16 protein-coding genes are annotated in these 14,524 nt (G+C 68.0%); all 16 read left to right on the top strand.

Translation table 11 applies throughout. The features are described 5' to 3' along the window. Positions 1 to 77 precede the first annotated feature (77 nt). The 16 genes from AC5Y4T_RS02500 (at position 78) to AC5Y4T_RS02425 (ending at position 14,522) form a co-directional block, all read left to right on the top strand. The gene (locus AC5Y4T_RS02500) at positions 78 to 1,133 is read left to right on the top strand and encodes an NADH-quinone oxidoreductase subunit B family protein (RefSeq protein WP_499919236.1); all 1,056 of its coding nucleotides are present in this window, start codon (positions 78 to 80) and stop codon (positions 1,131 to 1,133) included. Between the two features lie 97 nt (positions 1,134 to 1,230). Then, on the top strand, positions 1,231 to 3,030 hold the full coding sequence (locus AC5Y4T_RS02495) for a nickel-dependent hydrogenase large subunit (RefSeq protein WP_499919233.1): 1,800 nt from the start codon (positions 1,231 to 1,233) through the stop codon (positions 3,028 to 3,030). Positions 3,031 to 3,033: 3 nt separating this feature from the next. Further along, complete coding sequence (locus AC5Y4T_RS02490) at positions 3,034 to 3,960, top strand: NifU-related iron-sulfur-binding protein (RefSeq protein ID WP_499919228.1); 927 nt, start codon at positions 3,034 to 3,036, stop codon at positions 3,958 to 3,960. Next, complete coding sequence (locus AC5Y4T_RS02485) at positions 3,957 to 4,601, top strand: DUF5947 family protein (protein ID WP_499919224.1); 645 nt, start codon at positions 3,957 to 3,959, stop codon at positions 4,599 to 4,601. Before AC5Y4T_RS02490 ends, AC5Y4T_RS02485 begins: the two co-directional genes overlap by 4 nt. Next, on the top strand, positions 4,598 to 5,251 hold the full coding sequence (locus tag AC5Y4T_RS02480) for a DUF6084 family protein (RefSeq protein WP_499919223.1): 654 nt from the start codon (positions 4,598 to 4,600) through the stop codon (positions 5,249 to 5,251). The genes AC5Y4T_RS02485 and AC5Y4T_RS02480 overlap by 4 nt, the downstream gene beginning before the upstream one ends. Then, a complete protein-coding gene (locus AC5Y4T_RS02475) occupies positions 5,248 to 6,579 on the top strand; it encodes a hypothetical protein (protein ID WP_499919221.1) in 1,332 nt (443 codons plus the stop codon). The genes AC5Y4T_RS02480 and AC5Y4T_RS02475 overlap by 4 nt, the downstream gene beginning before the upstream one ends. 12 nt (positions 6,580 to 6,591) lie before the next feature. Beyond that, positions 6,592 to 6,711 carry a DUF6893 family small protein gene (locus AC5Y4T_RS02470; protein ID WP_499919218.1) on the top strand — a complete coding sequence of 40 codons (120 nt, stop codon included), beginning with the start codon at positions 6,592 to 6,594 and terminating at the stop codon, positions 6,709 to 6,711. 17 nt (positions 6,712 to 6,728) lie between these two features. Continuing rightward, positions 6,729 to 7,223, top strand: coding sequence for a hydrogenase maturation protease (locus tag AC5Y4T_RS02465; protein ID WP_499919216.1), 495 nt, complete (start codon positions 6,729 to 6,731; stop codon positions 7,221 to 7,223). 3 nt (positions 7,224 to 7,226) lie between these two features. Beyond that, positions 7,227 to 7,499, top strand: a complete 273-nt coding sequence (locus AC5Y4T_RS02460) for a HypC/HybG/HupF family hydrogenase formation chaperone (RefSeq protein WP_499919214.1) — start codon at positions 7,227 to 7,229, stop codon at positions 7,497 to 7,499. Further along, on the top strand, positions 7,496 to 9,853 hold the full coding sequence (hypF, locus tag AC5Y4T_RS02455; RefSeq protein ID WP_499951861.1) for a carbamoyltransferase HypF: 2,358 nt from the start codon (positions 7,496 to 7,498) through the stop codon (positions 9,851 to 9,853). Before AC5Y4T_RS02460 ends, hypF begins: the two co-directional genes overlap by 4 nt. Further along, on the top strand, positions 9,850 to 10,569 hold the full coding sequence (locus AC5Y4T_RS02450) for a HypC/HybG/HupF family hydrogenase formation chaperone (protein ID WP_499951859.1): 720 nt from the start codon (positions 9,850 to 9,852) through the stop codon (positions 10,567 to 10,569). Before hypF ends, AC5Y4T_RS02450 begins: the two co-directional genes overlap by 4 nt. Then, entirely contained in the window at positions 10,566 to 11,240 is a 675-nt protein-coding gene (locus tag AC5Y4T_RS02445; protein ID WP_499919206.1) for a D-sedoheptulose-7-phosphate isomerase, read from the top strand. The genes AC5Y4T_RS02450 and AC5Y4T_RS02445 overlap by 4 nt, the downstream gene beginning before the upstream one ends. Further along, entirely contained in the window at positions 11,240 to 12,352 is a 1,113-nt protein-coding gene (gene hypE, locus AC5Y4T_RS02440; RefSeq protein WP_499952008.1) for a hydrogenase expression/formation protein HypE, read from the top strand. The genes AC5Y4T_RS02445 and hypE overlap by 1 nt, the downstream gene beginning before the upstream one ends. 11 nt (positions 12,353 to 12,363) lie before the next feature. Then, positions 12,364 to 12,636, top strand: coding sequence for a HypC/HybG/HupF family hydrogenase formation chaperone (locus AC5Y4T_RS02435; protein ID WP_499919202.1), 273 nt, complete (start codon positions 12,364 to 12,366; stop codon positions 12,634 to 12,636). A gap of 12 nt (positions 12,637 to 12,648) precedes the next feature. Further along, on the top strand, positions 12,649 to 13,779 hold the full coding sequence (gene hypD, locus AC5Y4T_RS02430) for a hydrogenase formation protein HypD (RefSeq protein ID WP_499951857.1): 1,131 nt from the start codon (positions 12,649 to 12,651) through the stop codon (positions 13,777 to 13,779). Next, entirely contained in the window at positions 13,776 to 14,522 is a 747-nt protein-coding gene (locus AC5Y4T_RS02425) for a DUF6390 family protein (protein WP_499951855.1), read from the top strand. Before hypD ends, AC5Y4T_RS02425 begins: the two co-directional genes overlap by 4 nt. Positions 14,523 to 14,524: the final 2 nt, after the last annotated feature.

The raw sequence follows: 14,524 nt of genomic DNA, 5'->3' as shown, positions 1-14,524 counted from the left end.
AATTAGCGCTGCGCAAGTGGGCCGACGGTCGACTCCGGCGGCGCAGGAGCCTCAGCCCGGCTCCGGAAAGCTGCATCATGCCAACTGAAGCAGCAGTCAAGGCAGAACAAACATTGATCCATGTTCTATGGATCAATGCGGGCCTCAGTTGTGACGGTGATTCGGTGGCGTTGACTGCTGCCACCCAGCCGAGCGTCGAGGAAATCGCTTTGGGGGCCTTGCCCGGACTCCCCCAAGTCGCCGTGCACTGGCCCCTGATCGACTTCGAATGCGGACCCAACGGGGGGGCGGACGACTTCCTGGAGTGGTTCTTCAAAGCCGACCGAGGCGAGTTGGAGCCCTTCGTGCTCGTCGTCGAAGGATCCATCCCGAACGAGAAGATCAAAAACGAAGGCTACTGGTGCGGCTTCGGCAACGACCCGGCCACCGGACAGCCGATGACCACCAGTGAGTGGCTCGACCGGTTGGCGCCCAAGGCCACCGCCATCGTGGCGGTCGGGACCTGCGCCACCTACGGGGGAATCCACGCGATGGCCGGCAACCCGACCGGAGCGATGGGCGTGCCGGACTACCTCGGTTGGGACTGGAAGAGCAAGGCGGGCATTCCGATCGTCTGCGTGCCCGGCTGCCCGATCCATCCCGACAATTTGTCGGAGACGCTGACCTACCTGCTCTACATGGCGACCGGTCAGGCGCCGATGATCCCGCTCGACGACGCGCTTCGCCCGCAATGGCTGTTCGGCAAGACCGTGCACGAGGGTTGCGACCGGGCCGGTTACTACGAGCAGGGCGACTTCGCAACCGAGTATGGATCGCCGAAATGCATTGTGAAGCTGGGCTGTTGGGGTCCAGTTGTCAAATGCAATGTGCCCAAGCGGGGGTGGATCAACGGCGTCGGGGGCTGCCCCAACGTCGGTGGAATCTGCATCGGTTGCACGATGCCGGGCTTCCCGGACAAGTTCATGCCGTTCATGGACGAGCCACCGGGCGGCAAGATCTCGAGCACCGCATCGGGTCTGTACGGAGCCGTGATTCGCAGTCTGAGGGGTATCACGGAACGCACCGTCGACAAAGAGCCGCGGTGGCGCCATAACGGTGACCAGCTCACCACTGGAGCGCGCCGCACCTGGTAGGTCACCTACCCGGTCGGCGCGCTCTTCTTTACTCGAAGCCGAGCCGTCGCCGCATCAGCCAACGCTGACGGCAGCCAAAGCGGGAAGAAGTAGCGCGATGACAACCATCATTCCTGAACCCACCCACGCCAAGCGGGAGCCCGGCCAACTGGTCGACATGGCCTGGGACCCGATCACCAGGATCGTGGGCAGCCTGGGCATCTACACCAAGATCGACTTCGAGAACCGAGAAGTCGTCGAGTGTCACAGCACCTCGTCGATCTTCCGCGGCTACTCGATATTCATGAAGGGCAAGGATCCCCGCGACGCCCACTTCATCACCAGCCGCATCTGCGGCATCTGCGGCGACAACCACGCCACCTGTTCGTGCTACACGCAGAACATGGCCTACGGCGTCAAGCCGCCGCATCTGGGTGAATGGATCGTCAACCTCGGCGAGGCCGCGGAATACATGTTCGACCACAACATCTTCCAGGAAAACCTGGTGGGCGTGGACTTCTGCGAGAAGATGGTCTCCGAGACCAACCCGAGCGTGCTTTCCCTGGCCGAGAAAACCCCGGCGCCGCACGCCGACGCACACGGGTACTCCACGATCGCCGACATCATGCGCTCGCTCAACCCGTTCAGCGGCGAGTTCTACCGCGAGGCGCTCGTGGTCAGCCGCTGGACACGAGAGATGTTCTGCCTCATGGAGGGTCGCCACGTGCACCCGTCCACGCTGTACCCCGGCGGGGTCGGCACCGTCGCGACCGTCCAGCTGATGACCGACTACATGACGCGGCTGATGCGCTACGTCGAGTTCATGAAGAAGGTCGTGCCCATGCACGACGACCTGTTCGACTTCTTCTACACCGCACTGCCCGGTTACGAGAACGTCGGGCTGCGCCGCACCCTGCTCGGCTGCTGGGGTTCCTTCCAGGATCCCGAGGTGTGCAACTTCGAATACAAGGACATGGAGCGCTGGGGTAACGCGATGTTCGTCACCCCGGGCGTGGTGGTCGACGGAAAGCTGGTCACCCACTCGCTGGTGGACATCAACCTCGGCATCCGAATCCTTTTGGGCAGTTCGTATTACGATGACTGGACCGATCAGGAGATGTTCGTCAAGACCGACCCGCTGGGCAACCCGGTGGACCGGCGCCACCCGTGGAATCAGCACACCAACCCGCACCCGCAGAAGCGGGACTTAGAGGGCGGCAAGTACAGCTGGGTGATGTCACCGCGCTGGTTCGACGGCAAGGACCACCTGGCGCTGGACACCGGCGGCGGACCGCTGGCCCGGCTGTGGGCGACGGCGCTGGCCGGTTTGGTCGACATCGGTTACGTGCAGGCGACCGGCAGCAGTGTCAAGATCAACCTGCCCAAGACGGCCCTGAAGGGACCCGTCGAATTGGAGTGGAAGATCCCGAAGTACGGCAGCAACACGATCGAGCGCGACCGGGCGCGCACCTACTTCCAGGCCTACGCGGCGGCGTGCGGTTTGTACTTCGCCGAGAAGGCGCTCGAGGAGATCCGCGCCGGGCGCACCAAGACGTGGGAGCGCTTCGAGGTGCCCGACGAGGCCATCGGATGCGGCTTCACCGAGGCGGTGCGCGGTGTGCTCAGCCACCACATGGTGATCCGGGACGGCAAGATCGCCAACTATCACCCGTACCCGCCCACGCCGTGGAATGCCAACCCGCGCGACAGTTACGGCACACCGGGTCCGTACGAGGACGCGGTGCAGGGGCAGCCCATCTTCGAGGAGAACGGCCGCGACAACTTCAAGGGGATCGACGTGATGCGCACGGTGCGCAGCTTCGATCCATGCCTGCCCTGTGGCGTGCACATGTACCTGGGTAAGGGCAAGACCCTGGACAGACTGCACACGCCAACCCAGTCACCCGTCGGGGAGTGACGCATGGCGGATCGCCCGGAGAAGTCCGCGAACGACACGCGGTGGCGTGAAGCGGGCGATCGCATCCAGACGCTGCTCGATTCGTGCGCGGCAGGTGGGACCGCCGCGTATGACCGTGCGCAGCAACTGGTTCGAGAGGTAGTCGGGCTGTACGGTGCCGGGCTGGAACGGATCGTGCGGATGGCCGGCGATCCCGCGCCGGAAGGGGGGCTGGTCGAGCGGCTGGCCACCGACGACCTGGTGGCCAGCCTGCTCCTGGTGCACGGTCTGCATCCGCACGACGTACACCGCAGGGTGTCCGCCGCGCTGGACCGGGTGCGGCCCTACCTGGGTTCGCACGGCGGCGACGTCGACCTGCTCGAGGTCGTTCCGGGCGACCGCCCGCAAGATCTCACCGTGCGGCTGGCCTTCAAGGGCAGCTGCAAGAGCTGTCCGTCCTCCGCGGTGACGCTGGAGCTGGCCGTGCAGGATGCGGTCCGCGCGGCCGCGCCGGAGATCTCCTCGATCGAGGTGGTGACCGCCGAGACCGCACCGGCGAATGTCATTCCCGCCGAATCGCTTCTGACGCGCCTGCATTCCAACGGCCAGGGGCCGACCGCCTGGCACCCGGCACCCGAACTCGCCGAGTTGGCATCCGGTGAAGTGGCGGGATTCGTGGTCGACGGGGTCACAGTGCTGGCCTGCCGTGTCGGTGACCAGACCTTCGCCTACCGGGATCACTGCCCGGTGTGTGACGACTCGCTGGCGGGTTCGAAACTGCAGGGTCGAACGCTGCGCTGCCCGCGCTGTGAAACGGACTTCGACGTGGTCGGTGCGGGAGCCGGTGTGGCAGATGCGTCGGGCGATCACCTGGACCCGATTCCGCTGTTGACGCGCGACGGAGTGCTGTCCGTGGCGTTGCGGACCGATCCGTTGGGTGCACCGGCATGAGCACCCCGTTCGATGTCCTGGCCCGCATCCGCAGCGACCGGCGCGCCCCAGAGCCGGCGGGCGAGCGCTGCGAGATGTGCGCGGAGTCGATCGCCGACGAACATCAGCACGTGGTCAATGTGGCCGGCCGCCAACTGATGTGCGTCTGTCGAGCCTGCTATCTGCTGTTCACCGACACCGAAGCCGACCTGCGTTACCGCGCGGTACCGGATCGGTATCTGTCGTTTCCCGACTTCGCGCTCGATCGCCTGGTGTGGGAAGCGTTGCAGATCCCCGTCGGGGTCGCCTTCTTCTTCACCAACTCCGCCCTCGCGCGCACCGTTGCCTTTTACCCGGGGCCGGCCGGGGCATGCGAATCCGAGCTGGACATGGAGGTCTGGGACACCATCCGCGGCGCCGACCCGCGGGTGAGCCTGCTGGCCGACGACGTGGAGGCGCTGCTGGTTCGAGTCGCCGACAGCGCCCAGGATGGCGAATTACCGCAGCCACAAACGTATCTGGTGCCCATCGATGCCTGCTACGAATTCGTCGGACGCCTGCGCCTGGTGTGGCGCGGCTTCGACGGCGGCCAGCAGGCCCGCGAATTCATCGACGACTTCTTCGACCGGCTCGCCGCCCGTGCCACCAGGACACCGCGATGAACGCGCCGATGAACGTGAGCTTCGCGGTCCTGGACGTGACCGCCGAACCCTACACCGTCAGCCCGGTCTTGACCGCCCGCGTCGGCGTCACCGCCAGCGGCGACGACCCCGTGCACGCCATCGCCCTGCGCTGCCAGGTCCGGATCGAGCCGCTGCGCCGCTCCTACTCCGACGACGAAGCGGCCGGACTGCTGGATCTGTTCGGCGGCCGCGAGCGCTGGGCCAGCACCCAACGCACCTTCCTGTGGCAGCATTGCGCCACGATGGTGCCGGGGTTCACCGGCCACACGACCGCGACCCTGCCTCTGGAATGCACCTACGACTTCGAGGTCGCCGCCGCCAAATATCTGCACGCGCTGCGCGACGGCGCGGTCCCGCTGCAATTCCTGTTCAGCGGCACGATTTTCGTCAACGCCGAGCGCGGATTCTCGGTGCAGCAGGTCTCGTGGGACTGCGAGGACAACTACGCGATGCCGGTCGCGGTCTGGCGCGACCTGGTCGCCCAGCACTATCCCAACACCGGATGGATTCGGCTGAGCCACGAGACCGTCGCGCAGCTGGCCGGTTACAAGTCCGCCCACGGGATGCTCGACTTCGACCGCGCGGTCACCTCGTTGCTGGACGTCACCGATCGTGAGGTGACGCGATGACATCGAGCTGGGATCGCGCTCGCGCCGTCGCCGACGCGGTGCTCTACGAAGGCTATCTGCTCTACCCGTACCGGGGGACGTCGAGCAAGAACCAATCACGCTGGCAATTCGGCGTTGTGGGGCCCCCGGGCGCCGCCGAATCCGGCCTGGGCGAAGACGACGCCATCGCCGCGGATTTCCTGGTCGACGACGCCCGGGCGCTGATGCTGGTGGTGCGGTTCCTGCAATTGCAGCACCGGCGGGCCGAACAAGCCACCGGTACAGGCGATTTCGTACCCGTCGACGAACTGCGGACCCCGGCCGGCTCGTGGCTGACCTGGGACGAAGCCGTGGAACGCGAGATCTCCTTCGGCCCCCTCGCGTTCGACGATCAACCCTTGGCGCTGCCCTTGACGGCCGGCGCGGCAACCGACGTCGAAGCGGTGGACGGCGGCCGCCTGGTTCGCGAACGCCACGAGATACGCGGCCTATTGACCGTCACCAGCGAGCCCGACGGTGGCCTACGGCGGGTCTCGGTGCGGGTGGCCAACATCGGTGCACCCGCACGCGACAAAGGCGACGCGATCGCGCGTTCCATGATCGGTACCCACCTCCTCGCCGAAGTGGTTGGCGGCCGGTTCATCTCACTGCTCGAGCCGCCACCGTCCGCAGCCGAGGCGGCGTCCCGGTGCGGCCGGCATCGCTGCTTCCCGGTGCTCGCGGGCGCGCCGGGCACCGACGACATGCTGCTGATCTCACCGATCATCCTCTACGACCACCCCGAGGTCGCCGAACAGAGCGACACCGCCCTGTACGACTGCACGGAGATCGACGAGATCCTCACCCTGCGCGTGATGACCATGACCGATGAGGAGAAGGCGCAGGCCCGGGCGACCGACCCGCGCGCCGCGCGCATCATCGACGAATGCGACGCCATGTCGCCCGAGGCCATGACGCGATTGCACGGGGTGCTGCGCGATCCGCACTCGCTCAACGTCCCCGCCGGCCTGGTACCCGAGATCCCCGAGGGAGTGGATTGGTGGAACCCATTGGCAGACACCGCCGTCCGTCCGGAGGTCGACGCGGTGCTGGTGAACGGGATCCGGATCGCGCGAGGCAGCAGGGTCCGGTTGCGCCCACGGCGCAACGCCGACGCCCAGGACATCTTCGTCGCCGGCAAGACCGCCCGCGTCACGTCGGTGCACGAGGACGTCGAAGGCAACAAGCACGTCGGCGTCGTCGTCGACGAGGACCCGGCCGCGGACCTGCACGACTGGTATGGCCGCTATTTGTACTTCTCCCCCGACGAAGTCGAACCGCTGCAAACTCAGCACAGCACAAACCCCTGAAGGGAGTTCACTATGGAAGTCCTCGGTTGGATCTTCATCGCCATCGTCGCGCTGGTGGCAGCGATCGGGCTGGCGCTCGGCGCGATATCGGTTCCGGACGCCCGACGTTATCTCAAGTTGAGGCGGATGTAACCGACGCGAGTGCCACTATGACGACGCGCATCCTGGTAGCCGGGATCGGCAATATCTTCCTGGGCGACGACGGGTTCGGCTCGGAAGTCGTTCGCAATGCCGATCTGCCCCAGGACGATCCGATGGTCCAGGTCATCGACTACGGAATCCGGGGCATGCACCTCGCGTATGACCTGCTCGAAGAGTGGGACACGCTGGTCCTGGTCGACGCCGTGCCGAGCCGGGGCCATCCCGGCACGCTGCACGTCTTTCAGGCCGACCACGAGTCGTCGTCCGGGCCGGACGGCCTTGACGGGCACAGCATGGACCCGGCCGCGGTCTTCGCCAGCCTGCGAGCGTTGGGTGGCCGGCCGCCCTACACCGTGGTGGTCGGCTGCGAGGCGGGCAGCGTCCAGGAGGGCATCGGCCTCACCGAACCGGTCGCGCAGGCCGTCCCGCGGGCGGCGCGGGCGGTGGAAGAGATCGTCGCGGCGTTGCAGGCCGCGCCGTCGGCGGCCGAAAAGGGGTGCTGAGCCATGTGTTTGGGCATACCCGGAAAGGTCATCGAAATGCTGGACGGTTTCGAGGGACAGCTCGCGCTCGTCGACGTCGCCGGTGAACAGCGCAAGGTCAACGTCGGCATGTTGCCGGAGGAGACGTTCGCGCCCGGCGACTGGGTGATCATCCACATGGGCTTCGTCGTCGAGAAGACCGATCAGGCCGGGGCCGAACGGGCCATGGCGGGCCTGGAACTGATGGGCCGCGGCCGCACGGACCTGACACCGCACCCTGGGAGCCGGTTGAGATGACCGATACCCCACTGCTGTTGCGTCACGGCACCGCTGACACCCGGCAGCGCGTCACGGTGACCGGCGTGGTGCAGGGGGTCGGCTTCCGTCCGTTCGTGCACCGGATCGCGACCGAACTGGGTCTGGCCGGATTCGTCGGTAACGACTCGGGTGCGGTGTTTCTCGAGGTGCAGGGCCGGCCCGCCGCGCTGAAGGAATTCACCCGCCGGCTGCGTGCGGAGGCCCCGCCCTTGGCGCGGGTCACCGACGTGCGCGTCGCCGGCGTCGCCGCCGACCCCGCGTGCCGGCCCGAATTCCGGATCGTGCCAAGCCAATCGGCCACCGGCGCGACCAGCCCGATCCCACCCGACATCGCGGTGTGCGACGACTGCATCGCCGAACTGTTCGATCCGCTCGACCGGCGCTACCGGCATCCGTTCGTGACATGCACCAACTGCGGGCCTCGGTTCACCATCATCAGACAACTCCCGTACGACCGGCCGGCCACCACGATGTCGGGGTTCGCCATGTGTGCGCGCTGCGCCGCCGAATATCACGATCCGGCGGATCGGCGATTCCACGCGCAGCCGATCGCCTGCCCGGGCTGCGGGCCGAGCCTCTGGTTCGCATCACCGGCCGGCCGGGTGAGCGGGGCGGACGCGGCGCTGGGCGCGACGCAGGTCGCGCTGGCATCAGGCGCCGTGGTGGCCATCAAGGGCGTCGGCGGCTATCACCTGGCCTGCGCGGTCGACGACGAGGCGGCGGTGGACGCATTGCGCGCGCGGAAAGCGCGTGGCGCCAAGCCGTTCGCCATGCTGGTGCGCGATCTCGACGTGGCGCGACGTTACGCCCACGTCGACGGCGCCGAGGCCGCGGTGCTGTCCAGTCCGGCCCGCCCGATCGTGTTACTGCGGCGGCGCGCCGGCGCTCCGGTCGCCGGGGCGGTCGCGCCCGGCAGCCCGCTGCTCGGGCTGATGCTGCCGTACTCCCCCCTCCATCACCTGCTGCTGGCGCCGGTCCCCGGAGCTTGCGGGACTGCACCCGATGCGCTGGTGCTGACCAGTGCCAACCGCTCCGATGAACCCATCTGCTTCACCGACGACGATGCCGCACAACGGCTTCCGGCGCTGTGCGACGCCGTGCTCGATCATGACCGCCCGATCCACGTGCCGTGTGACGACTCGGTGGTGCGCGTCGTCCACGACGAGCGCGGGGCCACCGAGCTGCCGATCCGCCGGTCCCGCGGCTACGCGCCGCTGCCGATCGACTTGAAGCTCCAGGCCCCCGCCGTGCTGGCCGTGGGCGGCGAACTGAAGAACACCTTCTGCCTCACCGACGGCCGCCGGGCCTACCTGTCCGGACACATCGGCGACATGGCCACCTGGGAGACGCTGCGCGCGTTCGAACGGGCGGTGAGCCAGCTCAGCGAAATCCGCGGCCGGCCAGTGCGGTTGGCCGCCGACCTGCATCCGGGCTATCACACCCGAAGCTGGGCCGAGCGTCAGGCGGACGAACGCCCGCTGGATCTGGTCCAGCACCACCACGCCCACGTCGTGTCGCTGCTGGCCGAACACGGGCGCCTCGGCGAACCCATCGTCGGGGTCTCCTTCGACGGCACCGGCTACGGACGCGACGAAACGATCTGGGGCGGTGAGATTCTCACCCTCGACACCCGAAGCCATCGCTTCGTCCGGGCCGGACACCTGGCGGCGGTGCCGCTGCCGGGTGGGGACGCGGCGGTGCGTAACCCCTGGCGGATGGCGCTGGCGCAGTTGTGGATGGCCGGCGTCGACTGGACCCCCGGCCTGGCGCCGGTGGCGGCCGCCACCGCCGACGAATTGCAGCTGATCCGTTCGCAATTGGAGACAGGGGCGGGTTGCGTGCCGTGTTCCAGCATGGGCCGGCTGTTCGACTCGGTCGCGTCCCTGCTCGGGGTGCGGCACCGCATCGACTACGAGGGGCAGGCCGCGATCGAGCTCGAGGCGCTGGCGGCCGGTCAAACGGGCACACAGCCGGTGTTGCCGCTCGTCGTGCGCCCCGACGGGGTGATCGATCCGGCCCCGATGGTGCGGGCCATGGTCGCGGCCCTGCGCGCCGGGACCTCATCGCCGGTGCTCGCCGCGGCGTTTCACCGGGCCGTCGCCGCCGCGGTCGCCGAGGCCGTCGCCCTGGTGGCGGGCGGCACCACGCTGGTGGGTCTCACCGGCGGGGTGTTTCAGAACGTCCTGTTGCTGGGTGCGTGCCGTGCACTGCTGCGGCAAAACGGCTTTGAAGTTCTCACTCATCACATCGTGCCGCCGAATGACGGGGGGCTGGCCCTGGGCCAGGCCGCGGTCGCGGTGCTGACCGCAATGGAGGAGGCGTCGGCGCGATGATCACCACCGCCATCGATCGCGGGCTGAGTTCCGAACTGGCCGAAGAGCTCGCCGCCACCGCTCTGACCCTGGCCAAGCGATTCGCCGCGGGCGCCACGATGTGGTCCATCGCGCCATCGTGGGAACCCCACGCGCTGCACATCGCGGTCGAATTCGTCCATCCGGTCATCATGGGGAAGCGGGCCCTGCCGGCCGTCGCGCTGACCGGGCCCAATCTGGTTGACCTGGTGCGGGTATCGGTTCGGCCCGGCGACATCGTGGTCGCGATCGCCGGAGCGGACAATGCGGAGGTCCGCTCGGTGATGCGACGCGGCCCGGCCTGGGGCGCCACCACCATCTGGATCGGCAGCGGCGCGCCGCCCGCGGCGGGCGCGGCGGATCACCTGCTGTGGCTGGATGATCCCGACCCGCGCGTGCCCGCCACCGGTGGCTTCGTGCTGTTTTACCACCTGTTGTGGGAGCTGACCCATGTGTGTTTCGAGCATTCCGGGTTGCTCAAGCCCGACGACGACAACGGGGCGTGTGTCACGTGCAGCGACGAGGGCCGACCGGGCGAGGTCGTGAGCGCGCCGGTCGACGGCGAGGCAAGGGTACGCACGGCGCGGGGACTCGAGAACGTGGTCACCACACTGGTCGATCCCGTTGCGCCCGGCGATCTGGTGCTGGTGCACGCCGGCACGGCGATCGGCCGCATCGACGAGGAGGACGTTTCATGAGCCCCACCGACGAACCCACCAACTTCCTGTATCCGTTCATCGACGCCGAAGAGGACGACGCCTCCGCGCTGCTCGCCGACCTGGCCGCGTCCGCGCAGGCCAAGGCGTCCGAAAGCGTGGCGCTGCGGCGCGCCACACTGGAAGCCAACGCCGGCCTGCTGAAGTCGGCCGCCGCCGAGGTGGCGCGCCGATTCGCCGCCGGCGGAAGGATGTTCACCTTCGGCAACGGCGGCAGTTGCACCGACTGCACCACGCTGGCGCGATTGTTCGCGCGGCCACCGCTCGGCAAGCCGCTTCCGGCGTGGTCGCTGACAGCCGATCAGGCGATCCTGACCGCACTGGGCAACGACGTCGGTTTCGAGTTGGTGTTCGCGCGGCAGCTGATCGCCCGCGCGAGGGACGGCGACATCGCGATCGCTCTTTCGACCAGTGGCAATTCGCCCAACCTGTTGACCGCGTTGGCCGAGGCGCGCAACCGCGGCCTGTACACCATCGGGTTCGCCGGCTACGACGGCGGCGCGTTCGTGGACAACCCGAACGTGGACGCCTGCTTCGTCGTTCGTTCGCAGAGCGTGCACCGGATCCAGGAATCGCAGGCGCTGGTGGGTTATCAGTTGTGGCTGGCGGTTCACGAATGTCTGGGCGGCGACCAAGGTTTGGGGGCGGCATGATGAACAGGCCGGCGGGTGACTACCTTTCGTCGGGACCGCGGTTCGGCGAAGGCGACGTGATCGAGCGGATCGAGTCGTTCCGCCGGCGTCGCCCCCGACTCCTCGACGACCATGTGACCCTGGCGCACGGGGCGGGCGGCAAGGCGTCGGCGGCGCTGGTGGACGCGGTGTTCGTGGAGGCGTTTCGCAATCCGTTGCTCGAATGGCTGGGCGACGGCGCCGTTTTGGCCCTGCCCAGCGGCGAGCGGGTGGCGATGTCGACGGATTCGTTTGTGGTGCAGCCCCGCCGGTTTCCCGGCGGGTCCATCGGCGAGCTGGCCGTCAACGGCACCTGCAACGACCTGGCGGTGGCCGGTGCCGTGCCGTCCTGGATCTCGGCGGCGTTCGTTCTCGAAGAGGGTTTCCCCATCGCGGAATTGAGGGAGATCGTCGCCGACATGGCCGCCGCGGCGGCCGCCGCCGGCGTGCAAATCGTCACCGGCGACACCAAGGTGGTACCCAAGGGCGCGGCCGACGGACTGTTCATCACCACCGCCGGAACCGGCGTCATCCCGGCGGGCCGCACACTGTCGGCACAGTCGGTGCGGGCCGGGGACAAGGTGCTGCTGTCGGGGTCGATGGGCGATCACGGCATGGCGGTGATGCTCGCGCGGGGCGACCTGGCCATCGAGGCCGACATCGCCTCCGACACCGCGTCGGTCAGCCCGTTGGTGGAGTCGTTGCTGGCGGCCGCCCCGTCCACCCGGTGGATGCGTGACGCGACGCGGGGCGGCGTGGGGACGGTGTGCAACGAGCTGGCCCAGGCCTGCGGTCTCGGGGTGCTGCTCGACGAGGAGCGACTTCCGGTGGCGCCCATGGTCAATGGCGCCTGCGAATTGCTGGGCATCGACCCACTTTACGTCGCCAACGAGGGCAAATTCGTGGCCGTCGTCGCGCCGGAGGAGGCTGAGGCCGGGCTGGCCGCGTTGCGGTCGCAGCCGCTGGGCGCCGGCGCGGCCGAGGTCGGGCAAATCGTCACCGAACCCGCCGAGAGCGTGGTGCTGCGCACCGGGTTCGGCGGCACCCGCATCGTCGACATGCTCGTCGGCGATCCGTTGCCGCGGATCTGCTAGGAGGTAATCAGATGTGTCTGGGAATTCCGGGCCGGATCGTGGAGATCACCGATCCCGCCAACTGTTTGGCCAAGGTCGACGTCAGTGGCGTGCAGCGGGCGATCAGTGTCCGGCTGCTGGAGAACGACATGCCCGCCCCGGACGACTGGGTGCTGGTGCACGTCGGGTTCGCGATGGCCAAGATCGACGAGACCGAGGCGCTGCTGACCCTGGCCGCCATCAAGAAACTCGGTGACGCCTACGCCACCGAAATGCAGGCCTTCGATTCGTCGGCCATCGTTTAACGAGGAGCGGCAATGAAATTCGTTGACGAATTCCGCGACCCGGCCGCGGCGCGCAAGCTGCTGACGGCCATCGAGCACCTGGCCGGGACGGGCGGTGAGCAGTTCAAGTTCATGGAGGTGTGCGGCGGGCACACGCACACCATCTACCGGCACGGCATCGAACACCTGCTGCCCGACAATGTCGGACTGGTGCATGGCCCGGGCTGCCCGGTCTGCGTGATCCCGATGGGCCGCATCGACGACGCGATGTGGCTGGCCGGCCAGTCCGACGTGATCTTCACCTGTTTCGGGGACATGATGCGCGTGCCCGGCTCGCACGGCAGCCTGCTGGATGCCAAGGCCCGCGGGGCCGACGTGCGATTCGTCTACTCGCCACTGGACGCGCTGAAGATCGCGGTCGACCATCCCGACAAGCAAATCGTGTTCTTCGCCATCGGTTTCGAGACCACCGCCCCGTCGACCGCGGTGACGCTCGTGCGGGCGCGCGAGTTGGGCCTGCCCAATTTCAGCGTCTTCTGCAACCATGTCACGATCGTGCCGCCGATCAGGGCCATCCTGGAGTCGCCGGACCTGCGGCTGTCGGGGTTCATCGGCCCCGGCCACGTGTCCACCGTGGTGGGCAACCGGCCCTACCGGTTCGTTCCCGAGGTGTATCGAAAGCCGTTGGTGGTGGCCGGTTTCGAGCCGCTGGACATCCTGGCCTCGGTCGCGATGCTGCTGCGCCAGATCCGCGAGGGCCGCTGCGAGGTGGAGAACCAGTACAAGCGCGTGGTGCCCGAGCGCGGCAACCCGGCGGCGCTGGCGCTGATGGGCAAGGTGTTCGCGCTGCGCCCGCACTTCGAATGGCGCGGGCTCGGCTTCATCTCCCAAAGCGCGCTGCGGCTGCACGACGATTTCGCCGAGTTCGACGCCGAGTTGCGGTTCGCCATGCCCGGCGTGCGGGTCGCCGACCCGAAGGCCTGCCAGTGCGGCGAGGTGCTCAAGGGGGTGCTAAAGCCCTGGGAATGCAAGGTTTTCGGCACGGCATGCACACCGGAGACCCCGATCGGGACGTGCATGGTCTCGCCGGAGGGGGCTTGCGCGGCGTACTACAACTTCGGCCGCATGCACCGCGACGCCGTCAAGCTGGTGGGGCGCACTTGACCCCTGACCAGGGCGCAGAGATGTTCGCCCGCTACGCCTATGCGCCCAACGCGCTCGGCTATTGCGGTCCGCCGTTGGGTGCCACCCTGCGCGACGGTTCGGTCGCCGAGGTGCGCAGGGCAGCGACGAAATTCTCGGGCGCATGGCCGTATCTGCTGGTGCTGTCGAAGCTCACCGGCATCGCCGACCCGCTGGATTATCGTCTGGTCGAGGCGTATTGGCTCGGCGGCGGCGTCGCCGCCGACCTCGACCCCCAGGAGTTCTTTGCCGCGCTGCTCGCGATCATCGGCCCACAGGCGGGCCACTACTGGGCGCACCTCACCACGGATCTGGCGTGCGAGGCCGCCGGCAACCACTGCTTCCACGTGTTCGGGGTGTATCCGTGGACGCGGTTCTTAGGCGGCGGAGGCCGCAAAATCAATGTCGAGCAGCCGCTGAACGTGCTCGACAACTGCCGGATCACCTCCGGCACAGTGCTTTCCCGCGACGGCGACCACGTCGAGGTGTTGTGCCGAAGGCTCGCGTGGGACGGTCGGGCCCTCACCCTGTCGGCGCCGTCGGCGCGCGTCCTCGAAGTGTGGGCCGACGGGTACAGCGCGGTGCCCGACGTGGCCGCCGGTGATGTGGTGGCGATGCACTGGGGCCGGTTGTGCGGGCGGCTGTCGCCGGCGCAGGTTCGCGCGCTCAGGGACAGCACCGATCGGCAGCTGCTGGTGACCGGCCGGCGACTGGCGCGCGTCTGACT

This window comes from Mycobacterium sp. NGS11 (assembly GCF_059813315.1).
The sequence above is the reverse complement of the archived record's forward strand: the minus strand, read 5'-3'. Positions and strand labels throughout refer to the sequence as shown.

What these genes read in the sequence shown, in the direction of transcription:
- AC5Y4T_RS02475 (WP_499919221.1), top strand. Translation starts at nt 5,248, where the DNA reads ATGACATCGAGCTGGGATCGCGCTCGCGCCGTCGCCGACGCGGTGCTC.
- AC5Y4T_RS02450 (WP_499951859.1), top strand. Translation starts at nt 9,850, where the DNA reads ATGATCACCACCGCCATCGATCGCGGGCTGAGTTCCGAACTGGCCGAA.
- AC5Y4T_RS02470 (WP_499919218.1), top strand. Translation starts at nt 6,592, where the DNA reads ATGGAAGTCCTCGGTTGGATCTTCATCGCCATCGTCGCGCTGGTGGCA.
- AC5Y4T_RS02435 (WP_499919202.1), top strand. Translation starts at nt 12,364, where the DNA reads ATGTGTCTGGGAATTCCGGGCCGGATCGTGGAGATCACCGATCCCGCC.
- AC5Y4T_RS02480 (WP_499919223.1), top strand. Translation starts at nt 4,598, where the DNA reads ATGAACGCGCCGATGAACGTGAGCTTCGCGGTCCTGGACGTGACCGCC.
- hypF (WP_499951861.1), top strand. Translation starts at nt 7,496, where the DNA reads ATGACCGATACCCCACTGCTGTTGCGTCACGGCACCGCTGACACCCGG.
- AC5Y4T_RS02460 (WP_499919214.1), top strand. Translation starts at nt 7,227, where the DNA reads ATGTGTTTGGGCATACCCGGAAAGGTCATCGAAATGCTGGACGGTTTC.
- hypE (WP_499952008.1), top strand. Translation starts at nt 11,240, where the DNA reads ATGAACAGGCCGGCGGGTGACTACCTTTCGTCGGGACCGCGGTTCGGC.
- hypD (WP_499951857.1), top strand. Translation starts at nt 12,649, where the DNA reads ATGAAATTCGTTGACGAATTCCGCGACCCGGCCGCGGCGCGCAAGCTG.
- AC5Y4T_RS02500 (WP_499919236.1), top strand. Translation starts at nt 78, where the DNA reads ATGCCAACTGAAGCAGCAGTCAAGGCAGAACAAACATTGATCCATGTT.
- AC5Y4T_RS02485 (WP_499919224.1), top strand. Translation starts at nt 3,957, where the DNA reads ATGAGCACCCCGTTCGATGTCCTGGCCCGCATCCGCAGCGACCGGCGC.
- AC5Y4T_RS02490 (WP_499919228.1), top strand. Translation starts at nt 3,034, where the DNA reads ATGGCGGATCGCCCGGAGAAGTCCGCGAACGACACGCGGTGGCGTGAA.
- AC5Y4T_RS02445 (WP_499919206.1), top strand. Translation starts at nt 10,566, where the DNA reads ATGAGCCCCACCGACGAACCCACCAACTTCCTGTATCCGTTCATCGAC.
- AC5Y4T_RS02465 (WP_499919216.1), top strand. Translation starts at nt 6,729, where the DNA reads ATGACGACGCGCATCCTGGTAGCCGGGATCGGCAATATCTTCCTGGGC.
- AC5Y4T_RS02495 (WP_499919233.1), top strand. Translation starts at nt 1,231, where the DNA reads ATGACAACCATCATTCCTGAACCCACCCACGCCAAGCGGGAGCCCGGC.